The organism is Streptomyces glaucosporus, assembly GCF_039533345.1.
Lineage (GTDB): Bacteria > Actinomycetota > Actinomycetes > Streptomycetales > Streptomycetaceae > Streptomyces > Streptomyces glaucosporus.
In genome coordinates this window covers 14,990-31,540 of the sequence record NZ_BAAATJ010000030.1, presented here as the reverse complement: position 1 = coordinate 31,540, position 16,551 = coordinate 14,990, and the positions used below count along the sequence as shown (strand labels likewise).

The 16,551-nt window shown below is 73.7% G+C and carries 17 protein-coding genes; 12 read left to right on the top strand and 5 right to left on the bottom strand.

Translation table 11 applies throughout. From position 1 onward, the window contains the following. Window positions 1-89 precede the first annotated feature (89 nt). The 10 genes from panC (at window position 90) to ABD358_RS24390 (ending at window position 8,912) form a co-directional block, all read left to right on the top strand. Window positions 90-989 carry a pantoate--beta-alanine ligase gene (gene panC, locus ABD358_RS24435; protein ID WP_344633288.1) on the top strand — a complete coding sequence of 300 codons (900 nt, stop codon included), beginning with the start codon at window positions 90-92 and terminating at the stop codon, window positions 987-989. Next, window positions 986-2,713: an L-aspartate oxidase gene (locus tag ABD358_RS24430; RefSeq protein ID WP_344633287.1), complete on the top strand. Its 1,728-nt coding sequence runs from the start codon at window positions 986-988 to the stop codon at window positions 2,711-2,713. The genes panC and ABD358_RS24430 overlap by 4 nt, the downstream gene beginning before the upstream one ends. A gap of 8 nt (window positions 2,714-2,721) precedes the next feature. Next, window positions 2,722-3,789, top strand: a complete 1,068-nt coding sequence (nadC, locus tag ABD358_RS24425) for a carboxylating nicotinate-nucleotide diphosphorylase (RefSeq protein ID WP_344633333.1) — start codon at window positions 2,722-2,724, stop codon at window positions 3,787-3,789. Further along, complete coding sequence (locus ABD358_RS24420; protein WP_344633286.1) at window positions 3,789-4,586, top strand: type III pantothenate kinase; 798 nt, start codon at window positions 3,789-3,791, stop codon at window positions 4,584-4,586. The genes nadC and ABD358_RS24420 overlap by 1 nt, the downstream gene beginning before the upstream one ends. Before the next feature lie 129 nt (window positions 4,587-4,715). Then, complete coding sequence (locus ABD358_RS24415) at window positions 4,716-6,380, top strand: COG1361 family protein (RefSeq protein WP_344633285.1); 1,665 nt, start codon at window positions 4,716-4,718, stop codon at window positions 6,378-6,380. 129 nt (window positions 6,381-6,509) lie between these two features. After that, window positions 6,510-7,022: a hypothetical protein gene (locus ABD358_RS24410; protein ID WP_344633284.1), complete on the top strand. Its 513-nt coding sequence runs from the start codon at window positions 6,510-6,512 to the stop codon at window positions 7,020-7,022. Between the two features lie 83 nt (window positions 7,023-7,105). Next, on the top strand, window positions 7,106-7,294 hold the full coding sequence (locus ABD358_RS24405; protein ID WP_344633283.1) for a hypothetical protein: 189 nt from the start codon (window positions 7,106-7,108) through the stop codon (window positions 7,292-7,294). A gap of 163 nt (window positions 7,295-7,457) precedes the next feature. Continuing rightward, window positions 7,458-7,868 carry a BlaI/MecI/CopY family transcriptional regulator gene (locus ABD358_RS24400; RefSeq protein WP_344633282.1) on the top strand — a complete coding sequence of 137 codons (411 nt, stop codon included), beginning with the start codon at window positions 7,458-7,460 and terminating at the stop codon, window positions 7,866-7,868. 9 nt (window positions 7,869-7,877) lie between these two features. After that, a complete protein-coding gene (locus ABD358_RS24395) occupies window positions 7,878-8,405 on the top strand; it encodes an amino-acid N-acetyltransferase (RefSeq protein WP_344633281.1) in 528 nt (175 codons plus the stop codon). Window positions 8,406-8,576: 171 nt separating this feature from the next. Further along, window positions 8,577-8,912, top strand: a complete 336-nt coding sequence (locus tag ABD358_RS24390) for a histone-like nucleoid-structuring protein Lsr2 (RefSeq protein WP_344633280.1) — start codon at window positions 8,577-8,579, stop codon at window positions 8,910-8,912. On the opposite strand, the gene ABD358_RS24385 is transcribed toward ABD358_RS24390, so the two are convergent. Further along, entirely contained in the window at window positions 8,891-9,220 is a 330-nt protein-coding gene (locus tag ABD358_RS24385; RefSeq protein ID WP_425576410.1) for a hypothetical protein, read from the bottom strand. The genes ABD358_RS24390 and ABD358_RS24385 overlap by 22 nt on opposite strands. Before the next feature lie 648 nt (window positions 9,221-9,868). On the opposite strand from ABD358_RS24385, the gene ABD358_RS24380 reads away from it, so the two are divergent. After that, window positions 9,869-12,394: an ATP-dependent Clp protease ATP-binding subunit gene (locus ABD358_RS24380; RefSeq protein ID WP_344633279.1), complete on the top strand. Its 2,526-nt coding sequence runs from the start codon at window positions 9,869-9,871 to the stop codon at window positions 12,392-12,394. Window positions 12,395-12,627: 233 nt separating this feature from the next. After that, on the top strand, window positions 12,628-13,077 hold the full coding sequence (locus ABD358_RS24375) for a VOC family protein (RefSeq protein ID WP_344633332.1): 450 nt from the start codon (window positions 12,628-12,630) through the stop codon (window positions 13,075-13,077). Between the two features lie 54 nt (window positions 13,078-13,131). Here the strand turns inward: ABD358_RS24375 and ABD358_RS24370 are convergent, their stop codons facing one another. From ABD358_RS24370 to ABD358_RS24355, 4 genes are read right to left on the bottom strand one after another with little or no spacing between them, the layout of a single operon-like run. Further along, window positions 13,132-14,400 (bottom strand): sensor histidine kinase, encoded by a 1,269-nt coding sequence (locus ABD358_RS24370; RefSeq protein WP_344633278.1) that lies wholly within the window; start codon window positions 14,398-14,400, stop codon window positions 13,132-13,134. Window positions 14,401-14,407: 7 nt separating this feature from the next. Next, window positions 14,408-15,100, bottom strand: coding sequence for a two-component system response regulator CseB (gene cseB, locus ABD358_RS24365; RefSeq protein ID WP_344633277.1), 693 nt, complete (start codon window positions 15,098-15,100; stop codon window positions 14,408-14,410). A gap of 7 nt (window positions 15,101-15,107) precedes the next feature. Beyond that, entirely contained in the window at window positions 15,108-15,836 is a 729-nt protein-coding gene (locus ABD358_RS24360) for a hypothetical protein (RefSeq protein ID WP_344633276.1), read from the bottom strand. Continuing rightward, on the bottom strand, window positions 15,827-16,381 hold the full coding sequence (locus ABD358_RS24355; protein ID WP_344633275.1) for a SigE family RNA polymerase sigma factor: 555 nt from the start codon (window positions 16,379-16,381) through the stop codon (window positions 15,827-15,829). The genes ABD358_RS24360 and ABD358_RS24355 overlap by 10 nt, the downstream gene beginning before the upstream one ends. Window positions 16,382-16,551 lie beyond the last annotated feature (170 nt).

The window sequence follows — 16,551 nt, the reverse complement described above, 5'->3', positions numbered from 1 at the left end:
GGACGACCACCGGGACGCCCGCCCGGACGACCACCGACCCGGTCGCCGGGACCGGGAGCGGTCCGACCGCCGAACGAAGGAGCCGAAACGTGTCCGTGCCCGTGCTGCGCACCGCCGCCGAGCTGCGCGCCCTGCCGCGCGGCGGCCGGCGGGCGGTGGTGATGACCATGGGCGCCCTCCACGAGGGCCACGCCGCCCTGATCCGGGCCGCCCGGGAGAAGGCCGGACCGGACGGCCGGGTGGTGGTCACCGTCTTCGTCAACCCGCTGCAGTTCGGCGCGGGCGAGGACCTGGACCGCTACCCGCGCACCCTGGACGCGGACGTGGCGGTGGCCGCGGAGGCTGGCGCCGACGCCGTCTTCGCGCCTCCGGTGGAGGAGGTCTACCCCGGCGGCGAGCCCGAGGTGCGGGTGACCGCCGGCCCGATGGGCGAGCGGCTGGAGGGCGCCTCGCGGCCCGGCCACTTCGACGGCGTGCTCACCGTCGTCGCCAAGCTCCTCCATCTCACCGCCCCCGACCTGGCGTTCTTCGGGCAGAAGGACGCGCAGCAGCTCGCCGTGATCACACGGATGGTCCGCGACCTGAACTTCCCCGTGGAGATCGTGGGCGTGCCCACCGTGCGCGAGGCCGACGGGCTGGCCCTCTCCTCCCGCAACCGCTACCTGTCGGCGGAGGAGCGCACCACGGCCCTGGCCCTCTCCCGCGCCCTGTTCGCCGGACGGGACGCGGCCGCCCGCGGGGACGGCCCGGCCGGCCCCGGGGCGATCCTCGCCGCGGCCCGCGCCGTCCTGGCGGAGGCGGAGGAGGCGGACCCGCCGCTGTCCGTCGACTACCTGGCGCTGGTGGACCCGGCCGACTTCACCGAGGTCCCCGCGGAGCCCGGCGCCCACCGGGGCGAGGCCGTCCTCGCCGTGGCGGCCCGGGTCGGCACCACCCGGCTGATCGACAACGTCCGCCTGCGCCTCGGCGGGACGGAGGAGGCCCGGTGAACGCGGACGCGAACGGCACGGCGTCCCTGCGCCTGGCGGGGCCGCGCCCCGGCTGGACGGTCGGGGCGGACGTGGTGGTGGTCGGCTCCGGCGTGGCCGGCCTGACGGCCGCCCTGCGCTGCGCCGCCGCCGGCCGGCGGACGGTGATCGTCACCAAGGCCCGGCTGGACGCCGGCTCCACGCGCTGGGCGCAGGGCGGGATCGCCGCCGCGCTCGGCGAGGGCGACACCCCCGAGCAGCACCTGGTCGACACCCTGGTCGCGGGCGCCGACCTGTGCGACGAGACCGCGGTGCGGACGCTGGTCACCGAGGGGCCCGGCGCGGTGCGCCGCCTGATGGGCGTCGGCGCCCGGTTCGACACCTCCCCGGAGACGGGGGAGATCGAGCTGACCCGCGAGGGCGGCCACCACCGCCGCCGCATCGCCCACGCGGGCGGCGACGCGACCGGAGCGGAGATCAGCCGGGCGCTGGTGGCGGCCGTACGGGACGCCGGCATCGAGACCGTGGAGAACGCGCTCGTCCTGGACCTGCTCAAGGACGCCGAGGGGCGCGCCGCGGGCGTCACCCTCCATGTGATGGGGGAGGGGCGGCACGACGGCGTGGGCGCGGTCCACGCCCCGGCGGTGGTGCTGGCCACTGGCGGCATGGGGCAGGTGTTCTCCGCGACCACCAATCCGGCCGTCTCCACCGGCGACGGCGTCGCGCTGGCGCTGCGGGCCGGCGCGGAGGTCTCCGACCTGGAGTTCGTCCAGTTCCACCCGACCGTCCTCTACCTGGGCCCGGGCAGCGAGGGCCAGCAGCCGCTGGTGTCGGAGGCCGTGCGGGGCGAGGGCGCCCACCTCGTCGACGCCGACGGCACCCGCTTCATGCTCGGGCAGCACGAGCTGGCCGAGCTGGCGCCGCGCGACATCGTCGCCAAGGCCATCACGCGGCGGATGCGGGAGCGGGGCGCGGACCACATGTACCTGGACGCGCGGCACTTCGGGGCGCGGATGTGGGAGGAACGGTTCCCCACCATCCTCGCCGCCTGCCGCTCCCACGGCATCGACCCGGTCACCGAGCCGGTCCCGGTGGCGCCCGCCGCGCACTACGCGTCCGGCGGCGTCCGCACGGACCTGGCGGGCCGCACCACCGTGCCGGGCCTGTACGCCTGCGGCGAGGTCGCCTGCACCGGCGTCCACGGCGCCAACCGGCTGGCCTCCAACTCCCTGCTGGAGGGCCTGGTCTTCGCCGAGCGGATCGCCGAGCGGATCGCCCGCACCCCCGTGCGGACCGCCGTCCCCGCCGTGCCCGCCGGCGAGCGGACCGTCCCGCCGCTGCCGCCCGAGGCGCGGTACGCGATCCAGCGGACCATGACCGCGGGGGCCGGGGTGCTGCGGTCCGCCGGGAGCCTGGCGCGGGCCGCGGAGGAGCTGGAGGCGCTCTCGCCCGGGACCTCCTCCGGCACGTCCCCCGGCGCCCCGGGCAAGCCCGCCGAACCCGGCGTCGAGAGCTGGGAGACGGCCAACCTCCACCTCGTCGCCCGCGTCCTGGTCGCCGCCGCCCTGCGCCGGACGGAGACCCGCGGCTGCCACTGGCGCGAGGACCACCCCGACCGCGACGACGCCTCGTGGCGGCGCCATTCGGTCATCGCCCTGCGCCCCACCGACGAGGGCTCTACCCTCGTCGTCCGTACGACCGACTCGACCGCCTTCCCGCCGGTCGCCCCCGAGGAGACACCGTGACCAGCCCCATGTCCAACGAACTTCCGCTGCTCCAGATCGGTTTCGGCCGCCCCGGCGAGGCGGTGAGCGGCGCCGCGGGAGGCTGCGGGGACTCCTGCGGCTGCGGCGGCGCGGACGACGACTTCGAACTGGACCCGCTGGAGTGCGGGCTGGACCCGGACCTGGCGGAACTGCTGGCGGACGCCGGCCTGGACCCGGTGCGGGTCGAGGACATCGCCCACCTGGCGATCGAGGAGGACCTCGACCACGGCGTGGACGTCACCACCGTCGCGACCATCCCCGAGGACGCCGTCGCCACCGGCGACTTCACCGCCCGCGAGGCGGGCACCGTCGCCGGGCTGCGGATCGCCGAGGCGGTGCTGTCGGTGGTCTGCACCGAGGAGTTCGAGGTCGAGCGGCACGTCGAGGACGGCGACCGGGTGAGCGCGGGCCAGAGGCTGCTGTCGGTGCGCACCCGCACCCGCGACCTGCTCACCGCCGAGCGCAGCGCCCTCAACCTGCTGTGCCGGCTGTCCGGCATCGCCACCGCCACCCGGGCCTGGGCCGACGCGCTGGAGGGCACGGGCGCCAAGGTCCGCGACACCCGCAAGACGACCCCGGGCCTGCGGGCCCTGGAGAAGTACGCGGTCCGCTGCGGCGGCGGCGTCAACCACCGGATGTCCCTGTCGGACGCCGCGCTGATCAAGGACAACCACGTGATCGCGGCGGGCGGCGTGGCCGAGGCGTTCCGGGCGGTCCGCGAGGAGTTCCCCGGCGTGCCGATCGAGGTGGAGGTGGACCGGCTGGACCAGATCGAGCCCGTCCTCGCCGAGGGCGCCGACCTGATCCTGCTGGACAACTTCACCCCCGAGGAGACCGCCGAGGCGGTGCGGCTGGTGGCGGGCCGGGCCCGGCTGGAGTCCTCCGGCCGGCTCACCCTCGACAACGCCCGCGCCTACGCGGCCACCGGCGTCGACTACCTGGCGGTGGGCGCCCTCACCCACTCCTCGCCGATCCTCGACATCGGCCTGGACCTGCGCGACGGGACACGGGACGGGAACGGGGACGGGGACGGAGCCCGGGGGGAGGGGGCCTGATGCTGCTCACGATCGACGTCGGCAACACGCACACCGTGCTGGGCCTGTTCGACGGCGAGGAGATCGTCGAGCACTGGCGGATCTCCACCGACGCGCGCCGCACCGCCGACGAGTGGGCCGTCCTCCTCCAGGGCCTGATGGGCATGCACCCGCTGCTCGGCGAGGAGCTGGGCGACGGCGTCGACGGCGTCGCCGTCTGCTCCACCGTCCCCGCCGTCCTGCACGAGCTGCGGGAGGTGACGCGCCGCCACTACGGCGACATCCCGTCCGTCCTCGTCGAGCCGGGCGTGAAGACCGGGGTGCCCGTGCTGGTGGACAACCCCAAGGAGGTCGGCGCGGACCGGATCATCAACGCGGCGGCGGCGATCGAGCTGTACGGCGGCCCGAGCATCGTCGTGGATTTCGGCACGGCCACCACGTTCGACGCGGTCTCCGCCCGCGGCGAGTACGTCGGCGGCGCCATCGCCCCGGGCATCGAGATCTCCGTCGAGGCCCTCGGCGTGCGCGGGGCGCAGCTCCGCAAGATCGAGCTGGCCCGTCCGCGCAGCGTCGTCGGCAAGAACACCATCGAGGCGATGCAGTCCGGCATCCTCTACGGCTTCGCCGGACAGGTGGACGGCGTGGTGGAGCGGATGGCCCGCGAACTGGCGGACGACCCGGACGACGTGACCGTCATCGCGACCGGCGGCCTGGCCCCCATGGTGCTGGGCGAGGCGTCGGCCATCGACGAGCACGAGCCGTGGCTGACCCTGATCGGTCTGCGGCTGGTCTACGAACGGAACGTGTCGCGGAGCTGAGGGCGAGGCTGCGTCCCGCCCAACGGTCCGTACAACCTTTCGGCCGGCCCGGCGGTCCTGTGTGGATGACGGATGGTCAGGACGCGCGGAGCGCGCGGTGACGCACGGGAGGCGGCCGGGGTGCGAGGAGTGCCTGAGCGCGGACGGAGCGGACGTGCCGGAGCGGTGAGGGGCCTGGCGGCGGCCGCGGCGATCGGATTGGCCGCGGCCGCCGCGGGCCCGGTGCCGGCGGCGTCGGCGGACGAGCCGACCCGGGCGTGGGCGGTGATCGACGCCCCGGACCGGATAGCCCTCCCCGTCCCCTCCGCGGGCGGCGGCCCGGTCGCCCCGCACGCGGGCTACGGCTTCTACGACGGCGGGGAGACCTTCCCCGCGCCGGAGAACGTCCGGTTCGTCATCGACGCCACCGGCCTGGAGGGCGTGGCGACGATCGCGGCCAACCACGAGAGCTGCACCGCCGAGGGCGCGGTCGTCACCTGCGTGGACGACGGGAGTCTCCACGCCCCCTGGGAGCCGTTCACGCTCACCGCCGTGCCCGGCGCCGGGCTCGGCGCCAAGGGCACCCTCACCTACGAGGTGACGGCCGACCGGGCGACCGGCGACACCGCCTCCTCCGAGGTCGTCGTCGGCGCCCCCGAACTCGTCGTCGGCACCCTCCCCGACCGCAAGGGGCTCAAGCCCGGCGACACCGTCGAACTGCCGCTGACCGTGCGGAACACCGGCACGCTGCCCACCGAGCGGATCGATCTGCGGCTGCGGGGCGTGCCCGGCCTGACGTTCACCTCCCGGCCGGAGAACTGCCGCTTCATGCCGGACGACTCCTACGACGGCCCCGGCGTCCACTGCGCCGTCGAGCACGAGCTGGCCCCCGGCGGGACGGCGGTGCTGGACGAGCCGCTGGAGGTGAGGGTGACCGAGAAGGCGCTGGCCACCTGGATCGACTACTCCGCCACGGCCGTTCCCGCCGGCAGCCCCGGGGACCCGAACGGCACCCCCGGCACCGGCGCGCCCCTGGGGATGGAGCCCGCCGGGGGCGGCGACTTCGAGGACGACGGCTCGGGCACCGTCGAGCTCCTGGCCGACAACCACGCCGACTTCGCGGCGCGCGGCGGCGGGATCACCCGCGCCAAGGGCGACCCCGGCAGCGGCACGGTCTCCTTCGGCGTGGTCAACAACGGTCCCGCCGCGGCGTACCGCCGGGACCGGAAGCCGCTGCTCTACGTCGACGTCACCCTGCCCGAGGGCGTCACCGCGGTGGGCAACCCGGTCGACGAGGAGCCGGACGAGGACGCCTCCGGCGAGTGCCTGGTGTACGGGGACGGGGACGGGACCGGGCGGTTCGAGCCGGGCCACCGGCGCTACCTGTGCCCCCAGGCGCCGACCGAGGAACCGGGCCGCGGCCAGACGTACACGCTGGAGGTGAGGATCGCCGAGGGAGCGGAGAAGGCCGGGAACGAGGGCACCGTACGGCTGGTGCCGGGCCCGGAGGGCTTCTCCGCCGACGACCCCGACGCGGCGAACGACACCGCGAGGATCACGTTCGCCCGCACCCCGGGCGAAGGCCCGGAGCCCTCGCCCTCCCCGTCGGAGCCGGCCGGCGGCGCGGACGGCGGGAAGGACGGGAACGGCGGCCCGGAGGGCGGCAGCGGGAGCAGCGGGGGGAACGGCGCCGAGGGCCCCGGCGGCTCCCTGGCCTCCACGGGCACGTCCGGCACGGTGACGGCCGCCGCGGCGGCCGCCCTGCTGGCGGCGGGCGGCGCGGCGGTTCTCCTCGCGGTGCGACGCCGCTCCTGAGCGCGTCCCCGGCCGGCGCGCGGGACGGTGCGGGGACCGGTGCGGGGACACGGCCGACAGGTGGGACGGTTACTCCATTACGTACCGTAGTGTCCGTATATGCCCATTCCCTACGGTCCCCAAGGAGGCATGGCCTTCAGCGCCGACGAGCTGCGCGTGCTCAGACGCGCCCTCGCCACCGCCCTCCAGTCGGCCCTCGCCCCGTCCCCGCCGTCCCTGCCGTCTCCGCTGCCCGCCAGGAGGCGCCGGGCGGAGGAGGCGCAGGAGTACCGGTGGCTGGCCGAGGCCCTGGACGAGGCCCGCCGTGAGGCGGAGCGGCTGCGGGCGTTCCTGGCGGCCGACCTCGCGCGGTACCGCGCGGCGCTGCCCGGCGCCGAGTCCGGTTACCTCACGCGGCTGGAGGAGGCGCTGGCGGCGGGCTGCCGGCCCTCCCGGGAGGACGTGGCGGCCCTGCGCGGACTGTGCGCCCGGCCGGTCCCCGGGGCGGAGGCCCGGCGCCGCGCCGGGCTGCTGCGGCGCTGCGAGCGGTCGGCCGGAGCGCCGGAGGCGCGTGACGGCTCCCGCAGCCCGGTTCCCGCCCCGGCGGACGTCCTCCCGTCCCGCCGTCCCGCACCGCCGCCCCGGCGGGCCCTGCCGGCCTGACCCGGTCCCGCGGGCGGGCCGCGCGGGAGCCGCCCGGGGGGCCGGTTACGCTGGGAGGCCCGGCATGGAGGAGGCTGACCGGCATGGAGTACATCGCCGCACTCACCCCGTCCGTGGTGATGGCCGTGGCCTTCACCGCGGTCATCGTGACGATCGTCAAGAACCAGGGCGGCGCCAACAAGGCCAAGGAGGACGCCGCGGCGGACGCGCTCGCGGTGCGGGCCGAGGCCGTCGGCGGTCCGTCGCGGACGGAGGGCGGGGAGCGCGCGTAGCGGCGGCGGAGACGCCGAGGACGCCGAGGCCCCGAGAGAGCCGAAGGGCGTGGGGTACGGGAGGTTCGCCTCCCGTACCCCACGCCCTTCGCGCGTTCTCCCTGAGGCCTGACGCCTTCAACAAAACGCCCAATACGGTACATATGCGACTATTGTTCTTGTTGTGCCTCGGCCACTGGGAGAGCTGGAAGACGCGGTGATGACACGGGTATGGCGGTGGAACCGCCCGGTCACCGTGAGAGAAGTCCTCGACGACCTTCGGCGGGAACGGCCGATCGCATACACCACCGTCATGACGGTAATGGACAACCTGCGGGAGAAGGGCTGGGTGCGCCGCCGGCGAGAAGGCCGGGCCTATCGATATGAGGCGGTCTCCACCCGGGCCGCCTACTCCGCCGCCCTGATGAACGACGCGTGGGCGGCGAGCGACAACCCGGCCGCGGCACTCGTGGCCTTCTTCGGCATGATGTCCCCGGAACAGGAGGAGGCCTTGCGCGACGCCTTGCGCGTCGTGCAACCCGAAGGCGTCCATCTCGATGCCCCCGAGGAGAGCCACGGGGCTTCGGAGCGATAGCGTCCGGACATGCCAGAAGCGCTAAGTCCCGTAAGCGAGGTCACCGTCCGCCGGGCGAGAACCGGTGATGTGCGCGCCATCCGCCGCCTCATCGACATCTATGCGCGGGATCGCATCCTGCTCGACAAAGCGATGGTGACGCTTTACGAGGACATCCAGGAGTTCTGGGTGGCGGAGCGCGACCACGACGCCCGGGTGGTCGCCTGCGGAGCGCTCCACGTGATGTGGGAGGACCTGGCGGAGGTCCGCACCCTCGCGGTGGACCCCGCGGTCAGGGGCGCCGGCGTGGGCCACCTGGTGCTGGAGAAGTTGCTGCAGACCGCCCGGTGGCTCGGTGTACGGCGCATTTTCTGCCTCACCTTCGAAGTGGACTTCTTCGCCCGCCACGGCTTCGCCGAGATCGGCGAGACCCCGGTCGACGGGGATGTCTACAGCGAGCTGCTGCGTTCCTATGACGAGGGCGTGGCGGAGTTCCTGGGGCTCGAACGAGTGAAACCCAACACCTTGGGCAACACGCGGATGCTGCTGCACCTATGAACCCCGGCGACCGTGAGCCCTATGTCCGAAAGATCCCTCCAATCCGGCCGCCCTCTCCCGGGGAAGTTCCCGGAGGGTTTGTGTTTTCCCGGGAAAAGCGGTTTGCTTTCGTCGTCAGTATCGGTAATCGGTTTTCGAAGACCGACCGCACACGACGAATGGGAGTAACCGGTGGCGCAGAAGGTTCAGGTCCTTCTTGTCGACGACATCGACGGCGGTGAGGCGGACGAGACCGTGACGTTCGCACTCGACGGCAAGACCTACGAGATCGACCTCACCACCGCCAACGCGGACAAGCTCCGCAGCCTGCTGGAGCCGTACGTCAAGCACGGCCGCCGCACCGGTGGCCGTTCGGCCCGCGGCAAGTCGGCCCGTCCGTCCTCCGGCGGCGGAGCCCAGGACACCGCGAAGATCCGCGCCTGGGCGAAGGAGAACGGCTACGAGGTCAACGACCGTGGCCGGGTGCCCGCCACCATCCGCGAGGCCTACGAGAAGGCGAACGGCTGAGCGGCGCCGAGGAGCCGCGCGCGGTGGCACTCCGTCGCCGCCGCGCTCACCAGACCGACGAGATCCGCCTCACGGCCCCGTTCGGGAGGCCGCAGCCACACGGCGGCCTCCCGGGGGTCGTAGGCGGCCAGGACGGTCAGGTCCAGTTCGATCCCGCGCCACTCCAGCCACTCCAGCAGTCCCGGCACCTCCTCCGCGCCGCCCGGGGGGAGGAGGAACCGCGTGCGCCGCGCGGCGGGGTCCAGGGCGACCGCGCCCGTGCGGAGTCCGCGCCGCCGCAGCAGGGCCCGTCCCGCGGTCTCCGGCACCTCCAGGGCGCCCGGGACGTCGTCCGCGCGGCCCCGGGGACCGGCGAGGTCCGGAGGGGCGGCGGGGCCGCACGGGGACCCGGCGCCGGGACCCCGTCGCCGCACAAGGAACAAACCGGGCACCGCTTCCGTTGAAGGCTCCATGTAGGAAGCAACTGCCGAGCCCCGTGCCGGTCACGTCCCGTCGTGCCCCACTACTCCGAGTGCCGCGAAAACGGTGTGGAGCGGTGCGGCGCGCCACGCAAGAGTGTTCGCCCGTAGCGGATGCACCCGCCCTGCCCCGCATGGACTGTCAGTCTCCCGGGGTAAGAAGTCCGTGGAGAAATCCCACGTGGAACGGGGGTGCGGCACCGGCGATGGAGCGGTGGACGGACGTGTGGGCCTGACAGGCGTTCGCCGTCGGCGTAGTGGATGCAGGCGGATATGTCTGGCCTGCGGGAACATCGTCTCGCACCATCGGGTTGGAACTGTTGTCGGCTGTTCGGGACGAGGGCGGGAGGTCACAGCACTCCTTCCCGCCGGCGCGGGGGCGATCCGGACGGGTGTCGGCAGTTGGAATGAGCGGTCCCCGCTTGCGGGACTAAGCTGCGGAAGGACAGGGAGGGGAACGCCCCCTTACTGCCTGACCGCTCTGAGGAGCGATTAACGATGTTCGAGAGGTTCACCGACCGCGCGCGGCGGGTTGTCGTCCTGGCTCAGGAAGAAGCCCGGATGCTCAACCACAACTACATCGGCACCGAGCACATCCTTCTGGGGCTGATCCACGAGGGTGAGGGTGTCGCCGCTAAGGCCCTGGAGAGCCTCGGGATTTCGCTCGAGGCGGTCCGCCAGCAGGTGGAGGAGATCATCGGCCAGGGGCAGCAGGCCCCGTCCGGCCACATCCCCTTCACCCCCCGTGCCAAGAAGGTGCTGGAGCTGTCGCTCCGCGAGGCACTCCAGCTCGGCCACAACTACATCGGCACCGAGCACATCCTGCTCGGCCTGATCCGCGAGGGCGAGGGCGTCGCCGCCCAGGTCCTCGTGAAGCTCGGCGCCGACCTGAACCGGGTGCGGCAGCAGGTCATCCAGCTGCTGTCCGGCTACTCCGGGGGCAAGGAGGCCGCCACCGCCGGCGGTCCCGCCGAGGGCACCCCCTCGACCTCCCTGGTGCTGGACCAGTTCGGCCGCAACCTGACCCAGGCCGCCCGCGAATCCAAGCTCGACCCGGTCATCGGGCGCGAGAAGGAGATCGAGCGGGTCATGCAGGTGCTGTCCCGCCGCACCAAGAACAACCCGGTGCTCATCGGCGAGCCCGGCGTCGGCAAGACGGCCGTCGTCGAGGGCCTGGCCCAGGCCATCGTCAAGGGCGAGGTGCCCGAGACCCTCAAGGACAAGCACCTCTACACCCTCGACCTGGGCGCCCTGGTCGCCGGCTCCCGCTACCGCGGTGACTTCGAGGAGCGCCTGAAGAAGGTCCTCAAGGAGATCCGCACCCGCGGCGACATCATCCTGTTCATCGACGAGCTCCACACCCTGGTGGGCGCGGGCGCCGCCGAGGGCGCGATCGACGCCGCCAGCATCCTCAAGCCGATGCTGGCCCGCGGTGAGCTCCAGACCATCGGCGCGACGACGCTGGACGAGTACCGCAAGCACCTGGAGAAGGACGCGGCCCTGGAGCGCCGCTTCCAGCCCATCCAGGTGGCCGAGCCGTCGCTGCCGCACACCATCGAGATCCTCAAGGGCCTGCGGGACCGCTACGAGGCGCACCACCGCGTGTCCATCACGGACGCCGCCCTGGTCGCCGCCGCGACCCTGGCCGACCGCTACATCTCGGACCGCTTCCTGCCGGACAAGGCGATCGACCTGATCGACGAGGCCGGATCGAGGATGCGCATCCGCCGGATGACCGCCCCGCCGGACCTGCGCGAGTTCGACGAGAAGATCGCCTCCGTCCGCCGGGACAAGGAGTCCGCGATCGACGCGCAGGACTTCGAGAAGGCGGCCTCCCTCCGCGACACCGAGAAGCAGCTCCTGGCCGCCAAGGCCAAGCGGGAGAAGGAGTGGAAGGCCGGCGACATGGACGTCGTCGCCGAGGTGGACGAGGAGCTGATCGCCGAGGTCCTGGCCACGGCCACGGGCATCCCGGTGTTCAAGCTCACCGAGGAGGAGTCCTCGCGCCTGCTCCGCATGGAGGACGAGCTGCACAAGCGCGTCATCGGGCAGGAGGACGCCATCAAGGCGCTGTCCCAGGCCATCCGCCGTACGCGGGCCGGCCTGAAGGACCCCAAGCGCCCCGGTGGCTCGTTCATCTTCGCCGGCCCGTCGGGCGTCGGTAAGACGGAGCTGTCCAAGACCCTGGCGGAGTTCCTCTTCGGGGACGAGGACGCGCTGATCTCCCTCGACATGTCGGAGTTCAGCGAGAAGCACACCGTCTCGCGGCTGTTCGGCTCGCCCCCCGGCTACGTCGGGTACGAGGAGGGCGGCCAGCTCACCGAGAAGGTGCGCCGCAAGCCGTTCTCGGTCGTCCTGTTCGACGAGGTCGAGAAGGCCCACCCGGACATCTTCAACTCGCTGCTGCAGATCCTGGAGGACGGTCGCCTGACCGACTCCCAGGGCCGGGTCGTGGACTTCAAGAACACCGTCATCATCATGACGACCAACCTCGGCACCCGGGACATCTCCAAGGGCTTCAACCTGGGCTTCGCCGCCCAGGGCGACGTCCGGACCGGCTACGAGCGGATGAAGGCGAAGGTCAACGAGGAGCTCAAGCAGCACTTCCGGCCCGAGTTCCTCAACCGCGTCGACGACACCGTGGTCTTCCACCAGCTGTCCGAGGGCGACATCATCCAGATCGTCGACCTGATGATCGCCAAGGTGGACGAGCGGCTGAAGGACCGTGACATGGGCATCGAGCTCAGCACGGACGCCAAGAAGCTGCTCGCCAAGAAGGGCTACGACCCGGTCCTGGGCGCCCGGCCGCTGCGCCGGACGATCCAGCGGGAGATCGAGGACGTGCTGTCGGAGAAGATCCTCTTCGGCGAGCTGCGCCCCGGCCACATCGTGGTCGTCGACACCGAGGGCGAGGGCGAGGAGAAGAAGTTCACCTTCCGGGGTGAGGAGAAGTCGGCCCTGCCGGACGCTCCTCCGGTGGAGTCGGCGGCGGGCGGCGGCCCCAACCTCTCCAAGGACGTGTGACGCTTCTCCGCCGACAGGCGAGAGCCGAGCCATGTGACGCGGCCCGGGACCGTTTCGGACGGTCCCGGGCCGCGCCCGTGTCCGCGGGGGGAACGCACGCGGGCGGGGACGGGCGGGCGGCGGGGCTCACAGGGGCTCACAGGGGCCCGCAGGGGAGCGCGCCGCCCGGGAGGAGCGGGCGGCGGAGGTGCTGCCTACGGTGGAACCACACCCTCACGACCGTGGGAGGAACCATGATCAAGGGCCTGGCCGCAGCCACTGTCTGGTCCACCGACCAGGAACGGGACCTGAGGTTCTTCACCGAGAAGCTCGGGTTCGAGGTGCGCGGCGACGTCACCGAGGGCGGCACGCGCCGGATCACCGTCGGCGCCAGGAACCAGCCCGACGTCGAGCTGACGCTGGTGGGAACGGACGGTTCCGGGCTCGACCCGGAGTCGGCCGAGGCGCTGACGAAGCTGGTCGCCGGGGGAGTGCTGGGCGTGGGCGTGCTGCGGACGGACGACTGCCGCGCCGCCTACGAGGAGCTGAGGGGGCGGGGGGTGCGGTTCCTCCAGGAACCCCGGGAGCGCCCGTACGGCACCGAGGCGGTCTTCCGGGACGAGTCCGGCAACCGGTACGCGCTGGTCGAGCACCGCGGAAGCGCGCCGGACCCGGGCAGGGAGTGGTCGGAGGTCTGCGACTGACCGGCACCGGCGCGGGCCGGCGGCGAGCCCGCCCCGCGCCTCCCGTGCGCGGGCCTACGCGCGGGCGGCGTCCCGCGGCTTCGGGGGCAGCCACAGGACGGCCACGGCGCCGGTCGGCCTGGCGTTGCGCAGAGTGAGGCGGGCGCCGAGCACCCGGGCCTGGCCCGCCGCGATCGTCAGCCCCAGCCCGTGGCCGCTCGACCGGTCGGTGCTGCCCGTGCGGAAGCGGCTCGGCCCTTCGGCCAGCAGCTCCTCCGGGAAACCGGGGCCGTGGTCGCGCACCCGCAGGCGGCGGCCGTCGACCACCACCTCGACGGGGGCGCGGCCGTGACGGGCGGCGTTGGCCAGGAGGTTGCCGAGTATGCGCTCCAGACGGCGGGGGTCGGTGGTCACCACGGAGTCCTCCACGACGGTCAGCCGGGCCTCGGGGGCCAGCGCGCGCACCCGGCGCGCGACGAACTCGCCCAGCGCCACCTCCTGGAGTTCGGCGCGCTCGGCGGCGCCGTCCAGCCGGGCGACCTCCAGCACGTCCTCGACCAGGGTGCGCAGCGCCTGGGCCCGGTCGCGGACCAGTTCGGTGGGGCGGCCCGGCGGCAGCAGTTCGGCGGCCGTGAGCAGCCCGGTCACCGGGGTGCGCAGCTCGTGCGCGATGTCGGCGGTGACCCGGCGTTCGGCCTCCAGCCGCCGCTGGAGGGCGTCGGCCATCCGGTCGACGGCGTGCGCCAGTTCGTCGGTCTCGTCCCGCGAGCGGCCGTCGATCGCGTCCCGCACGCGCACCCGGGTGTCGCCTTCCGCGACCCGGCCCGCCGCCGCGGCGGCCCGGCGCAGCCGGCGGGAGAGCCGTCCGCCGATCAGCACCCCCAGCGCCGTGCCGCCCAGCACCACCGCCGCCGAACCGAGCACCAGCACCCGGTCGAGGTCGGCGAGGACGGCGTAGCGGTCGGTGAAGCGGGTGCGGAGGGAGAGCACCCGTCCGTCGGGCAGCGGCGCGGCGGCCCAGACGTCCAGGGCCCGGCCGGGCACCTCCGCCACGTATGTGGCGCGCTCGCCCCCGGCGACGGCCTCCCGCAGCGGGTCGGGCAGCGCGGGATCGTCCAGCTCGGCGCCGAAGGGGAGACGGCCGAGCGACTCGTAGACCCGCAGGGCGGCCACCACCCGCTCGTCCTGCACGTCGCGGCTGTTGTCGAGCATCGAGGCGCGGGCGGCGTTGTGGACGACCAGGCTGAGCACCAGCGCCACCAGCGCTCCGACGGCGGCGATGCCCGCGCTGAACTTCCAGCGCAGGCCGATGCGCGGCGTCCATCCCCGCAGACGCGAGACCACCGGGCGGTCAGCCCCTCAGCTTGTAGCCGAAGCCGCGGACCGTCTCGATCCGCTGCTGGCCGATCTTTCCGCGCAGCCGCTGCACGTGGACGTCCACCACCCGGGTGTCGCCGCCCCAGTCGTAGTCCCACACCCGCTCCAGCAGCCGGTCGCGGCTGAGCACCGTGCCGGGTGCGGTGGAGAACTCCAGCAGCAGACGCATCTCCGTCGGCGTCAGCGGCACCGGGTCGCCGCCGCGCCGCACCTCCATGCCGTCGGTGTCGATCTCCAGGTCGCCGAACCGCAGCGTTCCGGTGTCCCGGCCGCCGTCCGCGTCCCCGGCGTCCCGGGCCCGTGTGAAGCGGCGCAGCACCGCGCGGATGCGGGCGACCAGCACCGCGCTGTCGAAGGGCTTGGTCACGTAGTCGTCGGCCCCGGCCTCCAGGCCGAGCACCACGTCGATGGGGTCCGCCCGGGCCGAGAGCATGATCACCGGGGTCAGCGACTCGTCGCGGATGCGGCGGCACAGGCTCACCCCGTCCAGGCCCGGCACCATCACGTCCAGCAGCGCGATGTCGGGCCGCCGCCCGCGGAACGCCGTCAGCCCCTCCAGCCCGTCCGCGGCGGCGGTCACCATGAAGCCGTCGCGTTCCAGGGTGAGCTGGGTGGCCTCCCTGATGACGTCGTCGTCCTCCACGAAGAGCACGTGTGTGCCGGCCATCCGCCGCTCAACCTTCCTCGTCCGTTCCGGAACCCCCGCCTCCGCCGGGTTCCGGGGGTTCGTGTTCCACCGGGGTGAACCGGCCGTCCCGCCACACGTAGGTGACCACGTCCCGGCCGGACGGGCAGCACACGGGGTCGCCGTCCAGGTAGACCCGCTGCACCACCCGCAGCCTGCCCCGCACCGCCTCGACGTGCACGGGCGGCTCCTCGGCGGCGAACACGCCGACGTACTGCCCGTTGGTGCTCTGCCGGTAGACGTAACTGCCGACGCCCATGCCCCCGTCGCAGTCCGAGACGTTGACCAGGACGTCCGAGACGTGGCCGTCCGTCAGCCGCCCGTACGCCACGTCCACCGGCCACACCTCGGCCGAGCAAGGCCGCAGCACCTTCTTGACGCTCTCGCCGACCATGGGATCCGCGCGCAGCAGCGCCAGGACGTCCAGCTCGCCCTGGGTGTCGGGCGGATAGACGGGCAGGGCCTGGCTGGGCAGCGGCGTCCGGGGCGCCGGCCGGTCCCACGGGAGATCGGGGGAGACGCCAGGGGAGGACGGCGGGGACGTGCGGGGGGACGGCGGGGACAGCGGGGACGCGCTGGGCGAGGGGACGGCTGCGGTGGGCGCGGCGGAGTCCTCGATCCGCACGCCGCCGTCGTCGCAGCCGGCCAGCCCTGACGCCAGCAGCACGACGGCTGCGGCCGTCGCCGCCGCCGTCCGCGCGCCGGACGTCACGGACACCGTCTGCCTCCCTCCCCCGCGCAGCCGTCGCCGCGCTCCTGGCGGGCGCGCCTGTCCAGCTCCTCGCGCAGCCGCGCCAGCGCGCGGTGCAGAGTGCTCTTGACCGTACCGGGCGACATGCCCAGCGCCGACGCCGTCTCCTCCGTGCTCAGCTGCTCCCAGTGGCGCAGGACGACCACGCTGCGCTGCTTGGGGGCCAGCACGCCCAGTATGTCGAGGAGCAGGGAGCGGTCGGCGAGCTGCTCGGTGCCGTCGTCCACGCCGGCCACGTCCGGCGGCAGCTCGGTGGGGATCTCGTCCAGCCGCCGGGACCGCCACCACTGGGTGCGGGTGTTGATCATCACGCGGCGGAGGTAGGCGTCCGCCAGGGACTTGTCCGCGATGCCGTCCCAGTGGCCGAACATGCGGGTCAGCGCGGTCTGCAGCAGGTCCTGGGCGTCCAGGGGGTCGGAGACGAGGCGCCGGGCGCTGCGCAGCAGGGCGTCCTGCCGGGTGCGGACGTACTCCTCGAAGTCCAGTGCCTGCGGTGCCGTCGCCGTGGTCATGTCCGCATCCCCCTCTTCACGCGGTCCCCCCGCGATCACCTCGGTGCCTGCCGTGCCTGCCGTGACCGGTCAGGACCAGGACGCTACGGAGGTGGTGTTGCGGCTCACCGCACGGGAAGGGCACGGGCACCGCACGGCTGCCCGGCGATCGTGTAACGACCGGAACGGAG

Coding starts and splice junctions, on each gene's coding strand:
- nadC (WP_344633333.1), top strand. CDS start 2,722: ATGTCCAACGAACTTCCGCTGCTCCAGATCGGTTTCGGCCGCCCCGGC.
- cseB (WP_344633277.1), bottom strand. CDS start 15,100: ATGGCCGGCACACACGTGCTCTTCGTGGAGGACGACGACGTCATCAGG.
- ABD358_RS24395 (WP_344633281.1), top strand. CDS start 7,878: ATGCCAGAAGCGCTAAGTCCCGTAAGCGAGGTCACCGTCCGCCGGGCG.
- ABD358_RS24375 (WP_344633332.1), top strand. CDS start 12,628: ATGATCAAGGGCCTGGCCGCAGCCACTGTCTGGTCCACCGACCAGGAA.
- ABD358_RS24405 (WP_344633283.1), top strand. CDS start 7,106: ATGGAGTACATCGCCGCACTCACCCCGTCCGTGGTGATGGCCGTGGCC.
- ABD358_RS24410 (WP_344633284.1), top strand. CDS start 6,510: ATGGCCTTCAGCGCCGACGAGCTGCGCGTGCTCAGACGCGCCCTCGCC.
- ABD358_RS24420 (WP_344633286.1), top strand. CDS start 3,789: ATGCTGCTCACGATCGACGTCGGCAACACGCACACCGTGCTGGGCCTG.
- ABD358_RS24380 (WP_344633279.1), top strand. CDS start 9,869: ATGTTCGAGAGGTTCACCGACCGCGCGCGGCGGGTTGTCGTCCTGGCT.
- ABD358_RS24355 (WP_344633275.1), bottom strand. CDS start 16,381: ATGACCACGGCGACGGCACCGCAGGCACTGGACTTCGAGGAGTACGTC.